Below are 15,827 nucleotides of genomic sequence, written 5' to 3'. Positions count from 1 at the left end.
TAGAATACAAAAATATCAAAAAAATACTTAAAATAACGCTGATTACCCTGCTTAGCATCCTCTCGCTAACGATATTGGCTATTTTCTTATTACGTTATCCTGCTGTACAGACCTATGTCACGAAAAAGGTGGCAAACTACTTGAGCAAAGAGCTACAAACGGATATCTCCTTGGAAAAAGTATATTTCAAGCCGTTTAGTTCGTTAGAATTACAGCGCTTTTCTATCAACGACCGAAACGGGAATACGTTGCTATCCGCCAAAAGTGCAACCGCCCGCATTTCCCTGGTAAAAATATGGAACAAGCAAATCGGGATTCAACAAGTCACGTTAGATAGTGCTTTTATTAACTACGAAGTATATAAAGACAGCACCAATGTTAGTTTCTTAATCGATTATTTTTCACCAAAAAAAGAAGAACAAACACCGAAAACGACTAAAATGCAATTGGATTTGCAAAGTGTCACACTGCACGACAATCATTTCAAACTGACCGACCATCGCTTTAATCATCATAATCGCGGTGTAGATTTTAGTGATCTAGATTTGACAAACATTTCGGGTGATATTAAAGCGATCCGCTATAGCGATACAACGATGCAAGCAGATGTAGAACAGCTCACTTTCAAAGAAAAAAGCGGACTGTACCTTCAGGAATTTAGTGCACGATCTTATATATCCGACAAAAAAATGGAATTTACTGACCTGGTGCTACATACCAATCGCTCTAGGATAGGCAATTATCTCGCTTTCTATTACGATAATTTTACAGACTTTTCGGATTTTATCCGAAAAGTGAATATGGAAGGCAAGCTTCACGATGCTTTTGTAGATTCGCGTGATATCGAGTTTTTTGCACCAACCATGGTAAATGTTCGATTCACAACGGATGTTATCCAAGCTTCCGTTTCTGGCACAGTCGAACATCTAACGGCTCATGATGTTTATCTCAAGACGGGGACACAAACCAGTCTACAAGGGGACTTTACGATTGACGGACTACCGGCAATCGAGCAAACGCGATTCCATTTTTCATTAGCGAATCTACAAACCTCCGCAAAGGATGTCGAAGAGCTTGTACCGGCATTATCCAATCAATCTTCCTTTTCCCTGCCAGATCAAGTTCATCTTTTGGAAACTTTAGCCTATCAAGGCACACTTAACGGATATTACTACCTTTTTGATGTAGACGGGAGAGCTACCACAGCGCTGGGTTCTCTCTCCACCAAAAGTAGTATCACGATAAAACCTTCTTTACAATATAGGGGGAAAGTAGAAACCGCTTCCTTTGACTTGGGGAAATTCGTGCGCTCCAATGAAATTGGCACAACGGGTTTTAGCCTTCAATATGACGGCAGGGGAAATGATGCAAAATCACTACATTTAAGCACACATGGCCATTTGTCGAATCTTCTCTTCAAGAATTATTGCTATCAAAACATAGATTTTGAAGGCGAAATGCTGGATAAGATTTTATTTGCTAATGGCAAAATTGATGATCAACACGCTGCCCTAGCGTTTGAAGGAGAGGTTAACTGGCAAGACACTATGCCGAGATACGAATTTAATTCTACCATACAGCATCTCGACTTAAAAGGATTACATCTCCATCTCAAAGACAGTATTGTCGTCAGTCAGTCCAATATTCAAGCAAAGCTACATGGGAACACCCTAAATTCCCTAAACGGTCACATTACCTCCGATCATTTACAGTTCAGCACAACAAGAGGAGATTTTGTCATGAATTATTTAGATTTTGAATCGGAAGGTGATGAGCAATCCAAACAGTTGACCCTTAAATCCGATGTCGTTGATGGGGTGATGTCGGGGCAAATAGATTTATCCAGTATAGGTGCTTATTTTCGCTCGTTGGCTATGCGTTATGCGCCTGCCATCAATCTCGAAATCCAACCATACAATCCACAAAATTTTGACCTGCATGTCAATGTCAAATCCTTCGCTCCAATATCGGCATTATTTGATCCCAGTTTGGCGCTAGAAGACGGGGCAACTTTAACGGCCAAATTCTCGTCGGATAACTATACCGCAAATTTTAAGGCTTTTAGTCCAGTAGTGACCTACAAAGGCATGAAGATCACCAACCTCGCCCTTACCGAAAAAGCGGATAACCAAGCTTTTTCGTTAGATGTAGCGGCTGATCGCTTTAGTTTTTCGGACTCCACATATGTAGACCATATTGCCATCAATAATGTATTGGCTAACGACAGTCTGAATTTCCATATTTCCCTTTCGGAAACAGATCGTCCTAACTATCTTAAATTAAACGGAAATATACACTTTGCCCACAATCAGCCAGCAAATATTCGGTTTGACCAATCCGAAATTGTATTGAATAAAGAGTCATGGGAAATAAATCAGGATGCGGATCTGTGGGTCTCCAAAGGCAAATTTTACTTAAATAACCTTCACATTTCCCGAGATCGCCAAGAGGTCAGCTTAAACGGGATTCTTTCCAATGAAGACGACAAGCTCGATATTGCTTTTAAAGACTTCAGCCTAGCTTCACTATCGGGAATTACACGACCGTTGGGCATTGATTTACTCGGACATCTTAGCGGAGAAATGCAAATACATTCGGTTTTTGGTTCACCAACACTTTCTGCCAATATCTCCACTACACCGATCATTTATAATAACCTTCCAATCGGAAGTCTAGATGTAAACGCAGATTTTGATCCGCAGAGCGGACTAATACAACTTCAATCTAAGTTATTGGATGTAGATGGCGACGGGGTTATGCTCAGTGGCTCGTATGACGTCAATGCTGAAAAGGATGCATTACATTTAAAAGGAACAGTCAATGATATAGATCTCGGTGTGGTGCAACCGTTCCTCCGCACACTTGTTTCCAATTTATACGGTACCATGAGCGGTGATGTGACAATAAGTGGTACTATCGGACAGCCAAAAATAAATGGAACTGCCCATATCAAGGAAGCATCTTTTTTAGTTAATTATCTGCAGACGAAATACAGCATCTCCAATCAACATTCCGTCATCCAAGAGAATACTATTCTTTTAAATAATTTATTGTTAAACGATGCTCGAAATGCGACAGCGAGAGCAAATGGAGAAATCAATCTCAATACACTTAGCGACCCGACTTTGGCTATTCACGTGACAGCAGATAACTTCCAAATCCTAAACACCGTCCGGAAAGACAATGAACTGTTCTTTGGTACAGCCTACGCATCAGGCGCTTTCCGTTTTAACGGCCCGACCAGCGCCATGGTTATGGATATTGATGTACGCCCAAACCCTAATACAGTAATTACCCTGCCTTTTAATACTTCGTTGAAAGTGACTGACAACGATTTCATCTATTTTGTAAACCCGGATTCTACTCAACAGGAGATACCTATCTCTAAACGGCTTTTTCAAGGTTTAACCATGAATATGGATATTACCGTGACACCTGATGCGGAAATCAATCTAGAAAACAACATCGGCTCTTTAACCGGCGTCGGTACAGGTGATATTTCGTTGCGTATATCCAGTTTGGGAGATTTTGAGATGTTTGGTGACTATCATGTTATCTCCGGAAAATTCCATTTTACCGCACAAGATTTCTTTAATAAGTTCTTTGATCTCAAAGAAGGCGGAACTATCAGATGGGCGGGCAATCCTGCCGAAGCAACCGTTAATCTGAGTGCAACCTATCAACAACGGACATCAATTGCTCCTTTATACAATGCTGCGGGACGAGCAGAAAACAACGACCGAATCCTGGCCCAAGCGGATATGATATTAAAAGGTACGTTATCACAGCCAGACGTTTCTTTCGATCTTAATTTCCCACAAACACCGTATATTAAAGATGAGCTTCAAGGCTATTTGAGCGATATCAACAATGTTAACCAACAGGCTATTAGTCTCATCGTCCGAAGGAGCTTCACGCCGGCATCGACACAGGAATTTGGTAGAGAAGTCAACAATACGCTCCTATCGGCGGGTACAGAAATCGCTTTCAATCAACTAAACAGCATCATCTCCCAGTCTCTCAACATGAATTTTCTGGATCTTAATATCCGGTCCTTCAACGATGCTTCCGCTTCCTTGCGGTTTTTCGACGACCGATTGGTCTTTACGGGAGGTGTTAGCGACCGTAGCCAAAATCAACTCAACGATCTCACGCTCTTCTCGGACCAGATAGCCACCGATGCAGAAGTCACATTCCGCTTACGTCAAGATGGAAATCTTGTATTAAGAGCATACAATAGACTCAATACCCGAAATTTCTTGTTCACGCCTTATAGTGATTACATCAGTGCCGTTGGGCTAGTATATCGGCAAGAGTTCAATTCTTTATCCGAATTTTGGAGAAAATTATGGTTATGGAATGAACGCAAAAAGCGGGAAGAAGAATAAATACTATAACAACATTTTCACTAACTGCGCCCACTCGTCCTTTAAGTCGCCTTTGTATTCCGGTTGTTTTGCGCGATTGTACCAATAGCGTGCATTCCACAAATCTCCCTCCACACGGTGAAGATATGCATGTACATGCGCCGAGGTACGGTCCTCCAAATGATCGATCAAGTCATGTGCTGTTTGCCAATCTCCTTTCGCATCGTACCAAAGTGACTGTAAATGGACATTCAATTTATCAGGAATAGTGTTATCCTTTTCAATCGAATTGATAAACTCATTGTAGGTCAAAGTTGTCATACTTACACAATTAATTATGGTCAACAAATTACATTTTTTTTCCTAAACAAATACTATTTCTTATCGACTACACGTTATCGCAACACATTGTAACAAAAATATTATAAATAACAAAACTATTGAAACTAGTTGTTTGTTACACTACAGAAAATAGAAACAAGAAAATGATTTTAATGTAATTCTATACCGTATATGAAACACACCCTGTATGCCATTCCCTTCCTATTCTTTGCCCCCTACTGGGCTCTTGCCAAATACGATACACATCTTTCCTATTCAAGTAAAATCGACCATTCCAGCTTATTCCGGACGACATTACCCAGTACCCAAGATTCCCTGATTACGATACAGGGATCCGTCAAAGACACTGATAACCAATCCATAGCAGGCGCTATCGTCTCCGTAAAGGGGGAAACTATCAACACCGTAACAGACGATCAAGGTCTATTTACACTGGAGATGAAACCAGATGGATCCCTGATTTTTAACAAAACAGATTTCGCCCGACACGAAGAGCGTATCAATAACCGGAGCGAGATACATGTGGTACTGAAACGTGCAGAAGCGGATTCATCTGTAACAAGAGATACCCCAATTGATACAATGGTTAGTACCGCAACAGATACAACCGGTACCGATACGACTACCACAACACGAACTCCCGCGATTTCACCTACGCCTTCCACTATCTCAACTGACTCTACGGCCGCTTCACAAAATGCCGTCCAGGGTACAATTAGTGACAAAAATGGTCCCATAACAGGTGTTACCGTTACGGTCAAAGGACAACCAACTTCAGCCGCTACGGATGAACAAGGTCGGTTCAACATCCCAGCAAATGCGAGCGATATTCTGGTATTTAGTGCTGTTGGTTATAAGGAATACGAGGAGCCGCTCAACAATAGAAAAGAGATATCGGTTTTGTTAAGTGAGGAATCAAAAACCATCCAATCGGTACAAGTAGTGGCCGTCGGGTATGGTACGATGGAACGAGCGACATTGGCCAGTTCGGTATCCAGTATAGGAGCGGATGAAATCGAGAACGAAGTATTGCCCAGTATCCCGCAAGCTATCCAAGGAAAAGCGGGCGGCGTGCAGGTGACACAGAAATCCGGTTCACCGGGTGGTGGGCTTAGCATTCGCGTACGTGGTACCACTTCGATAAATGCCAGCTCCGATCCGCTATACGTTGTGGATGGTATCCCCGTGAACAGTACGACCAATTTTACAGGGGGTTCGGATTTTAATTTCGGTGGAGGTACACAGGGTATCAACGTCCTTTCGTCGCTCAACCCTTCCGATGTACAGTCTATCGAAATATTAAAAGATGCTGCGTCTTCTTCTATTTACGGTGCAAGGGCAGCCAATGGGGTCGTTCTCATCACAACAAAAAAAGGAGATCCGGGCACGAGCCAATTCCATTTCAACATGTACGAAGGATATTCTGAAATGCCATCCGAACGCAAGTATGAGATGATGAATACCGAACAATACCAGGACTACATGCGGGATTATTATTACTTTAGACAGCAAGACGACCCCACGTCGACTATACCGGATCAAATATTAGCGAACCCCAACATGAATACCGACTGGCAAGACGCTGTATTCCGAAAAGCGGGCACCAGAAGCTACGAGCTTGCTGCTAGCGGGGGGAGTGAAAAAACACAATATTATACTTCGTTGGGTTATATGCGACAAGGCGGTATATTGCTTAATTCCGATTTTAACAGAATCAGCGGACGCATAAACCTCAATCATCAACACAACGACAAACTGAGATTCGCTACGGCTATCAATGTGACACGAGCAGAAAACGACAGAGTACAGGAGGAAAATTCCAAGGAAGGACCAACGAAAAATGGGATATTCTCGCCGCCCAATATACCTGTGTATGATGCACAAGGTGGTTATGCATATGATCAAGTTACCGCTTCACGCGAAAACCCAGTAGCGATGTTGATGCTCCCCACCAACAATGCACAAACTTGGCGGGTATTGGGCAATGTCAGTGCCGAATATCAATTTATTCCATCATTAACATTGAAAACAAGTTTCGGGACAGATATCAGCTTTATCGACGAGACGTTTTTTATGCCGCCGAATGGAATTCGCTCCTTCGCGAGCCAAGGCGGTATCGGTGCGCGCCGTAATACACGTGACCAACTTTGGATCAACGAAACAACCTTGACATATGACAAGTTATTTGGCGACCACCAACTCAATGCCCTAGGTGGATTCTCCGTACAGGAATCCCGACTGGAATTTGTTCACGCCCAACGTTCTAACTTTCCGTCCAACGATATCGAACATATCAATGCTGGCGGTGTTATCATGCGGGCAGACGCATACCCCGAAGAGTGGGCTATCGCATCTGCTTTTGCGCGGGTAAATTATAATTACAAAAGGAAATATATCCTAACTGCTAACTTACGTACCGATGGATCTTCTCGTTTCGGCCGCGATAACCGTTGGGCAACATTTCCTTCTTTTGCCGCGGCATGGCGTCTTACAGAAGAAGATTTCATCCAAGCCCTTCCTGTCATCAGTGACCTGAAACTTCGCGCCAGTTGGGGTATTACCGGAAATCAAAACATCGGAAACTACGCCAGTTATTCCCTCTATGCAGGAGGAAACAACTATTTAGGCATGCCCGGTTTTATTCCGTCCGTTTTGGGCGATCGAAACCTCAAATGGGAAACAACGAGGCAGTCTGATATCGGCGTGGATGTAGGCCTATTCAATAATAGAATTTCCATTTTAGCAGATTATTACCATAAGAAAACGTCCGATCTTCTTATCGGTGTACCTATTTTGACCAGCGCAGGTTACACCAACCGATTTACCAACTCTGGTGACATTGAAAATAAAGGCTTCGAATTTGAGTTGACCACCCGCAATTTTGTTGGTGATTTTAAATGGACTACTTCTTTAAACATGACATTCAACCGTAATAAAGTGCTCGCCTTACCAGATGGTGTAAATGAAATCTTAGGCGGCGTTTCCTCCATAAATATTGCGCGGGAAGGTCTTCCGCTCGGTTCTTTTTACGGTTGGAGAATGATTGGCGTCAATCCTGAAACGGGAATGATCGATTATGAAGGAAGAAATGGAGAACCTGTCAGAGCTGAAGACGATCAAGACCGGCAGATTATCGGTGATCCAAATCCCAATTTCTTTGGTGGTATAACCAATACCTTTCAGTACGGAAATTTTGATTTTAGCATCATGGGCCAATTCTCTTACGGGAATGATATCTTCAACTATAATCTAGCTAATGGACTAGAAGGTTATAACGCTAGCTCAAACGCATTCGTGGATTGGGTAGACCGTTGGCGGCAACCGGGCGACGTTACCGATATGCCACGTCCTACGCCTGGTGACTTCAACAATGGTGCGGTATCGGACAGGTTCTTAGAAGATGGTTCTTTCTTCCGCCTGCGGAACATTACCTTAGGTTATTCGTTACCACAATCGATCACAGAAAGGATGAAAGTTAGCAAACTGAGAGCATACGTAACGGTTCAAAACGCCTTTGTATTTACGAAATATCGCGGCTTTGATCCAGAAGTAAGTTCCAGCCATGGTGGCGCCAATACCGGCCTTATCTATGGATACGACTACGGAAGTTATCCGCAGCCACGTATATTTACCGCAGGAGTCAATTTATCTTTCTAATCTGTTAAATGCACATTCTTATGAACACGATATATAAATTATCTTTCGCTATCTTACTACTCGCAGGATTTACGTCTTGCGACAGCTTCCTCGACAGGGAACCGCTTGCGCAAGTTACCAACGATAGCTATTTCAATTCGGAAACCAATGCGAATTCCGCCGTAATAGGCATGTACCGTACCATGACGAGCTCGTTTACCTACGGACAGACAATGGTCATTGTTCCTGAATTTTCTGCTGGGCATGTTTCTCATGCCTCGATATTTCCGGAATACGAAAATTTCAAGACACACAACCTTGCAGCGACCAACCCTTGGGTAGCCAATGCATGGCAGGGCATTTATTCTACCATCAACGCCGCCAATAACATTATTGCCGAGGTCGCTGAAATGCCCGAAAACACGATCTCTGAAGAGAAGCGGGCACAGTTTATTGGTGAGGCCAAATTTGTACGTGCATTAAACTATTTCTTTCTGGTACGTGCTTTTGGTCGCGTGCCCTTAAAGCTGACAGCTACTACGGAAGACGAAGATGTAGCTATTCCACAGTCTGAACCTTCCGCCATATACGAGCAACTGGTAAAAGACCTCACGGAAAGCATAACAGAGCTTCCCGAGGTGCATGAAAATACCGAAGCGACTAAGGGGAGAGCTACAAAGGCGGCCGCACAGGCCTTATTGGCGAAAGTTTATCTTTATCAAGCGTCGATTACAGATGACTACGCTTTAGCGGCAAACGCCGCCGCAGAAATCATAAACTCCGAAAATTTTCAGTTAGCAGACAATTTCGGTAGTATCTGGTCTTCCGAAAATACAGCTGAATCTATTTTTGAGTTGCAGTTTGATGATCAAACGACCAACACCCTAGCATCAGTAAGTAATGATAACGCCAGCATGTTATTTTATGTAGACGCTTCCATTCGAGCGCTATTCGAAGAGGGCGATAAAAGGCAAGATTTCTCGATATTTCACGGATCAAATGATCGTTACTATATGGGAAAATTCCCGAACGCAACTCCACCGAGCCAGAATCTGCCTATCATCCGTCTGGCAGAAATCTTACTTATTCATGCAGAAGCAGAGGCAAGAGCTAGTAATAGTGTAAGTGATCTGGCATTCAGTTCACTCCAAAAGGTGTTGACACGAGCAGGAGTAACCAAAGAAAAGAGTGAATTTACCACGGTGGACAGCTTTGTAAAGTTTATACAAGAAGAAAAAGAAAGGGAACTTCTTTTTGAGGGGGAAACCTGGTTTGATTTCTGCCGAACAGGATTAGCATTGGAAAAATACGGGACTTTAGCGAATGAAAATGGATTTGTTTACCCGATCCCAACCGCACAAATCAATCTCCGCCCGGATATTTTAGAGCAAAATCCAGGATATTAAAAATAAGGGCAGACATAACAATCTGCCCTTTCTTTTATGCTTTAAATTTGCTTGCCAACGCCGCTAATTTACTTGCCATATCGGTTTCGGGAGCCTTAGTCTTCGCTTTTCGTTGGTTATCATGAAGTTTTCGGGATGCCGGTTTGTCTTCACTTTTCATCGACAAACCGATACGGTTTCGTCTTTCATCGATTTCCGTTACCGTCACCATAACATGCTGCTGCACCTTAACAACCTCATTCGGATCAGAGACAAAGCGATTGGCAAGCTGGCTCAGATGTACCAAACCATCTTGGTGAACACCTATATCAACAAATGCCCCAAAATTAGTGATATTGGTGACAATACCAGGCAGTTTCATACCAATGCGCAAATCGCTAACGCTGTTCACGCCATCCGTAAACTTAAACTCTTCGAATTGCTCCCGCGGGTCACGTCCTGGTTTGGACAACTCCCCAATAATATCGTTTAAGGTAGGAAGCCCAACTTCATCCGAAACATAGCGCTTTAAATCTATTTGTTTGCGTAATGCTTCATTGGTTAGTAAATCTTGTACACTGGCTTGCAGGTCTTTTGCCATCTGCTCCACGAGCACATAACGTTCCGGGTGCACAGCAGAAGCATCCAACGGATGTTCGCCATGACGGATACGGAGGAAACCGGCAGCCTGCTCAAAGGCCTTATCTCCTAAACGCGGAACCTTTTTAAGCTCCTTGCGTGATTTGAACGGTCCGTTCGTCCCGCGATAGTTCACAATTTGTTGTGCGAGAGACGGTCCAAGCCCGGAGACATACGCCAAAATTTGTTTAGATGCTGTATTCAACTCCACACCCACTGCATTTACGCAAGAAATGACGGTATCGTCCAATGAGCTTTGCAATTTGTTTTGATCGACATCGTGTTGGTATTGCCCTACGCCAATGGACTTAGGATCAATTTTCACTAATTCTGCTAAGGGATCCATTAGTCTTCTTCCGATAGATATCGCTCCACGAACGGTCACATCGTAGTCCGGAAATTCTTCTCGAGCTACTTCCGAAGCAGAATAAATGGAAGCGCCCGATTCGTTCACCATAACGACGGTAACATCTTTTAATCCTAATTTGCGGACAAATTCTTCTGTTTCCCGGCCAGCTGTGCCGTTACCGACAGCTATCGCTTCCACATCGTAGCGTTTTACCAAAAGTTCTACTGTTTTTGCGGCTTCTGCTATGCCTCCCGCACCATTATGCGGAAAGATGGTCGTATTCTCTAATAATGCGCCTTGAGCATCCAAAACGACCGTTTTACACCCTGTACGGAATCCCGGATCAATTGCTAATAACCGCTTCTGTCCTAGAGGTGCGGCCAACAACAGTTGACGGACATTGTCCGCAAACACACGGATGGCTTCTTCATCGGCTTTTTGACGGGTCAACACACGTACCTCGGTTTCCATCGACGGTTTCAACAACCTTTTATAGCTGTCTTGTAAAGCGGTCTTTACGTGTGCAGCAGCTTCATTGGCGGCTTTTATATAGCTATTTTCGATGACTGAAAGCACCGTTTCCTCGTCTACAGCAATATCAAGATAAAGCATTTCTTCCTTTTCGCCACGGCGCATCGCCAATACCCGATGAGACGGTGCATCTTTAAGCGGTTCCGACCAATCAAAATAATCTTTATATTTTAACGCATTGTCCTCTTTTCCAGGAACAACACGCGAAACAAACAAACCTTTATCCAAAAATATTTTCCGGGCTTTCGCACGAACTTCCGCGTCTTCCGCAATTTGTTCTGCTATAATATCGCGTGCACCTGCTAGCGCCTCTTCTGCTGATGTTACGCCTTTCTCCGAATCGATAAAATCGGCTGCTAACATGAATATATCATCTTTTTCTTGTAACAGCAATCGATCAGCCAACGGTTGTAGGCCTTTTTCTCTTGCCATTGATGCACGGGTTTTGCGTTTCGGTTTGAACGGCAGATAAATATCTTCCAGAATGGCCATTGTCTCCGCTTCCTGGATTTGCTGCGCCAGCTCCGGTGTTAATTTCCCTTGCTCCGTAATAGATTTCAAGACCGCTTCTTTACGTTTATCTAAATCACGCAGTTGCTGTACGCGGTCCCGGATGGTGGTAATTTGCACTTCATCCAAACTGCCGGTCATCTCCTTACGATAACGGGCAATGAACGGAACAGTTGCACCGTCGTCCAATAAACTGATAGTCGTGGATACCTGGCGGCTATTTACCCCCAGTTCTTGCGAAATAATAATTTCGTATGTCATATTTTAAGTGAAGTAAAAAAGAAAGCTGCAGGAGTTACCAACAGCTTTTACAATGGTATTATACGGTAATAAATTTAAACATTTTTAGATTGCTCCTCGTCAGAAGCCGTTGTATTGGTTTGCACAGCCGCCCCTTCTGATGTATCCGCACTGCTCTCTTCATTCGCAAAGTGATCATTATACCCATAGGTGTAATGTTCGTCTCCGGAAGATGGTTGCACACCGGGATGATGTTGCACCGCATTCTCTGGCGTACTAAACTTCGGAAACTCCTTTTTTGTTTCCTCCTTCTCCTCGCCAACGGCTTCTTCTTTTGGCTGATTAATTTCGTCTGCGATTGTTTGGGATCGGGTTTTAGTAGCAGGTGTATCCTCTACGGTTACGTCCAAATCCTTTTCAAAATTATTTATCTGATCTGAAATTTCTCGTTTTATACCGTCAGAGGCATCTTTAAATTCGCGAATCCCGCGTCCTAATCCTCTCGCCAATTCCGGTAATTTCTTCCCTCCAAACAACAGCAAAATGACGATAACAATAAGCACCATCTCCTGTGTACCGATATTCAAGAATCCTAAAGTCATTTTATCCTTCTCCTTAACTTTTTATCGAAAGATAAAGGTAAGCGTAAATTTATGTTTCTTCCAAATTTTGATGTAAATATTTAGTAACAAAAACGATTATCTTTGCACACGCGAAACACTATGTTACATCATTACTACAAACAAAACAAGCATTTTTACTGGAATGCTTTTGCATTGGCAGGACCTATTATCATTGCACAACTGGGGCATACACTTGTGCAAACCGCAGACACCGTGGTGGTGGGTAAATTTGCCGGAACCATTCCGCTGGCAGCGGTTTCCCTTGTACACTCGGTGTTTATCGTAGTGATGGTGATCGGGCTGGGTGTTTCCTATGGTCTGACGCCACTTATCGCCCAAGCCAACGGCAAAGGTGACATGGAAACATGTGGAAAATTGCTTTCCAGCAGCCTGTGGTTAAATATTGCCACTGCTGTTATGCTGTTTGGTCTCATTGGCTTTGGGTCGATGTACGCCATGGGACATCTTGATCAGGATCCCCAAGTCGTGGAAACGGCAAAACCTTATTTATGGGTATTGATGTTCTCCGTTATCCCGCTGATGGCATTCAACACCTTTAAACAGTTTGCCGAGGGGCTGGGCTTTACACGGCAGGCGATGAACATCACGATCTGGGGCAATGTACTGAACGTGATTTTGGCGATTATCTTTGTAAAAGGTATGTTCGGTATCAAACCAATGGGTATTGTGGGTGTCGGATATGCCACGCTAATTGACCGGGTTTTGATGATGCTGGCGATGTCTTTTTATGTCCTCCGGTCTAAACGGTTCAGCCTGTACACCAAAACGTTTTCATTTTTCCATGCCGAGCTTTCCCGAGTGAAGAGCATTTTTAAAATCGGTGCCCCGATGGCGCTACAATATGTATTTGAAGTCGGTTCCTTTGCTGCGGCATCACTTATCGCCGGAAAAATTGGTGCCGTGGAACAGGCCAGCCATCAGGTTGCCATTACCCTAGCTGCTATGACCTATATGATGGCAAGTGGTATCGCTTCTGCGGCAACGATTAAGACCGGTCATAGTTATGGTCGACGCAACATGATGCGTGTAAAGAAGTTTGCTAACGTTTCTTATCACCTGGTTATTGTCTTCATGTTGATCTGTGCGGTAATTTTTGCGGTCTTCAACCAATATCTGCCCCGGATAATCAGTGACGACCAGGCTGTTATCAGCCTTTCCGCGCAACTCTTAATCATTGCCGGACTGTTCCAGCTGTTTGATGGCACGCAGGTTGTCGGACTGGGGGTTCTCCGCGGAATGGGAGATGTGAATGTGCCCACATTGATCACTTTCATTGCTTACTGGATTGTTGGCATCCCCGTAGCATATCTTTTGGGCATCTATTTCAATATGGGGGTGCAGGGTGTTTGGTATGGGCTTTCGCTCGGATTGCTGACTTCTTCGATATTGTTGTATACGCGCTACCGTAGTATTATCTGGCAGCGGATCGATAGGTTTGGGTGATCCCTAGTCAACCTTATATATTTTATATTTTTATTAATAGGTCCAATGCCCTATTGAGCGTATCCTTATCCTTGGCGAAGCAGATACGAAGTAGACGTTGATCACAAGAGGAAGCGTAAAATGCGGAAACAGGAACAGTAGCCACCTTAAATTGGGTGGTCAATTGGGTAGCATAGGCCAATTCAGGCAAGTCGCTGATTGGCGCGTAATCCATCAATAAAAAATAGGTACCCTCGCAAGGCAGGCTCTGGAATCGGCTAGCTTTCAACCCCTCTATAAACAGGTCACGCTTTTCTTGAAAAAAAGCAGGTAAACTTAGATAACTATCCTTGTCCCGGATATAGTCTGCAATCGCAAACTGCATGGGTGTATTGGCACTGAATACATTAAATTGGTGAATTTTTCGGAATTCGGTCGTTAGATAAGCCGGCGCCGCCACATAACCCAATTTCCAACCGGTCGTATGCAATAATTTCCCGAATGAAGCCACCACAAAACTCCGTTCCCATAACGTCGGGAACTGCAATAAAGACCAGTGGATTTGATTGTCGTAGACAATATGTTCGTACACCTCATCGCCCAATATCGTAATCGAGGTATCCTGTACTAATTTTCCCAAGGCTTCGAAATCTCTTTTCTTCCAAATCTTAGTGGATGGATTGGTGGGGTTATTAACAATGATAAGCTTTGTCCGAGGCGAAATCAACGTTTCTACTTCCTTCCAATCAATCGTGAAATGAGGTGCTTTTAACGTAACCGGAACGACTTTCCCTCCAAAAAGTTCGACGCTAGGTCTATAGGAATCATAGGCCGGTTCGAAGACAATGACTTCATCTCCCGGACGGATAAGTGTTGCTATTGCCGTAAAGAGTGCTTGCGTGCCACCTGAGGTAATGGTTATTTCTTTTTCTACATCCACATCCACCTGATAAAGCATATGAATCTTTTCTGCCAAAACTTCCCTAAGGGGGAATATACCCGGCATGGGTGCATATTGGTTACATCCTTTACGCATATAGTGGTCTACTAGAGCAATTAACTTTTCGGATGTCGGATAATTGGGAAACCCTTGCGATAAATTAATAGCTTTATGTTCTTGGGCCAAAGCCGACATGCGGGAGAATATACTGATCTCTGTCTCGGGAAGTTTCGAAACAAACTTCGCGCGTTGAAAGGATGCTGTCATTTTAGTGATTTAATTACCCGACTAAAATAATGGATTTTCGTATCTAAACCTCATTTTAATAAAATACTTTTTTCACCAACAAACAAACGTAATTTCCCACAAACTGCAGGGTATTCGCGAGAAACTTTTCATTTGCATACGAACGCTGCCGCTCGCCCTTAAATACAGCGACAAGCCACATTTAAAACAAATCGTCTACAAATACGTTTTATTATAAGGAACTAAAACAAAGTGTGATATGGACAAATTGAAAAAATTCGATCTGATGGAGAAGATCGGCCGAGAATTGGAAGACGTACGAAATAGTCAGCAGGCTGTTTTAGAAAAGATAGGCAAAATTGAAGTAGACAACATCGAGTTGGGGGATAAACTAATCGAATCCAAAATGCCGGATATCTATCAGCGAACAGCGGATAATGCTGATTCTATCAGGGAAATATTGGAGTCTTTTCAGGAAAAAACGGAAGAATACAGTGATAAGAATAACATCGATAAATTGCGCGAACAAGAGGCTATTAACAATATTAAATAACAAAAAGCGGCGGGTGTCTTATC

The 15,827-nt window shown here is 43.3% G+C and carries 9 protein-coding genes; 5 read left to right on the top strand and 4 right to left on the bottom strand.

Annotated elements, in window-relative coordinates:
* The first annotated feature begins 14 nt into the window (after nucleotides 1–14).
* Nucleotides 15–4,388 (top strand): translocation/assembly module TamB domain-containing protein, encoded by a 4,374-nt coding sequence (locus EWE74_RS20625; RefSeq protein WP_449448559.1) that lies wholly within the window; start codon nucleotides 15–17, stop codon nucleotides 4,386–4,388.
* 3 nt (nucleotides 4,389–4,391) lie between these two features.
* On the opposite strand, the gene EWE74_RS20620 is transcribed toward EWE74_RS20625, so the two are convergent.
* Entirely contained in the window at nucleotides 4,392–4,688 is a 297-nt protein-coding gene (locus EWE74_RS20620) for a hypothetical protein (RefSeq protein ID WP_239018739.1), read from the bottom strand.
* A 192-nt stretch (nucleotides 4,689–4,880) separates the two neighbouring features.
* Here EWE74_RS20620 and EWE74_RS20615 point away from each other — a divergent pair, with 192 nt between their 5' ends.
* Both EWE74_RS20615 and EWE74_RS20610 read left to right on the top strand, forming a co-directional pair.
* Nucleotides 4,881–8,366, top strand: a complete 3,486-nt coding sequence (locus EWE74_RS20615; RefSeq protein WP_130143553.1) for a SusC/RagA family TonB-linked outer membrane protein — start codon at nucleotides 4,881–4,883, stop codon at nucleotides 8,364–8,366.
* A 20-nt stretch (nucleotides 8,367–8,386) separates the two neighbouring features.
* Entirely contained in the window at nucleotides 8,387–9,751 is a 1,365-nt protein-coding gene (locus EWE74_RS20610) for a RagB/SusD family nutrient uptake outer membrane protein (protein ID WP_130143552.1), read from the top strand.
* 34 nt (nucleotides 9,752–9,785) lie between these two features.
* Here EWE74_RS20610 and EWE74_RS20605 read toward each other — a convergent pair whose 3' ends face one another.
* Nucleotides 9,786–12,020: a Tex family protein gene (locus EWE74_RS20605; protein ID WP_130143551.1), complete on the bottom strand. Its 2,235-nt coding sequence runs from the start codon at nucleotides 12,018–12,020 to the stop codon at nucleotides 9,786–9,788.
* 74 nt (nucleotides 12,021–12,094) lie between these two features.
* The gene (locus EWE74_RS21510; protein WP_130143550.1) at nucleotides 12,095–12,601 is read right to left on the bottom strand and encodes a Sec-independent protein translocase subunit TatA/TatB; all 507 of its coding nucleotides are present in this window, start codon (nucleotides 12,599–12,601) and stop codon (nucleotides 12,095–12,097) included.
* A 120-nt stretch (nucleotides 12,602–12,721) separates the two neighbouring features.
* Here EWE74_RS21510 and EWE74_RS20595 point away from each other — a divergent pair, with 120 nt between their 5' ends.
* On the top strand, nucleotides 12,722–14,086 hold the full coding sequence (locus tag EWE74_RS20595) for an MATE family efflux transporter (RefSeq protein WP_130143549.1): 1,365 nt from the start codon (nucleotides 12,722–12,724) through the stop codon (nucleotides 14,084–14,086).
* Between the two features lie 22 nt (nucleotides 14,087–14,108).
* On the opposite strand, the gene EWE74_RS20590 is transcribed toward EWE74_RS20595, so the two are convergent.
* Nucleotides 14,109–15,272 carry a methionine aminotransferase gene (locus tag EWE74_RS20590; protein WP_130143548.1) on the bottom strand — a complete coding sequence of 388 codons (1,164 nt, stop codon included), beginning with the start codon at nucleotides 15,270–15,272 and terminating at the stop codon, nucleotides 14,109–14,111.
* A 238-nt stretch (nucleotides 15,273–15,510) separates the two neighbouring features.
* On the opposite strand from EWE74_RS20590, the gene EWE74_RS20585 reads away from it, so the two are divergent.
* Nucleotides 15,511–15,804, top strand: a complete 294-nt coding sequence (locus EWE74_RS20585; protein ID WP_130143547.1) for a hypothetical protein — start codon at nucleotides 15,511–15,513, stop codon at nucleotides 15,802–15,804.
* The last annotated feature ends 23 nt before the right edge of the window (nucleotides 15,805–15,827 follow it).

Origin of the sequence: Sphingobacterium corticibacterium (assembly GCF_004208525.1) — a bacterium.
In the GTDB taxonomy this organism is placed as follows: Bacteria; Bacteroidota; Bacteroidia; order Sphingobacteriales; family Sphingobacteriaceae; genus Sphingobacterium; species Sphingobacterium corticibacterium.
The sequence above is the reverse complement of the archived record's forward strand: the minus strand, read 5'-3'. Positions and strand labels throughout refer to the sequence as shown.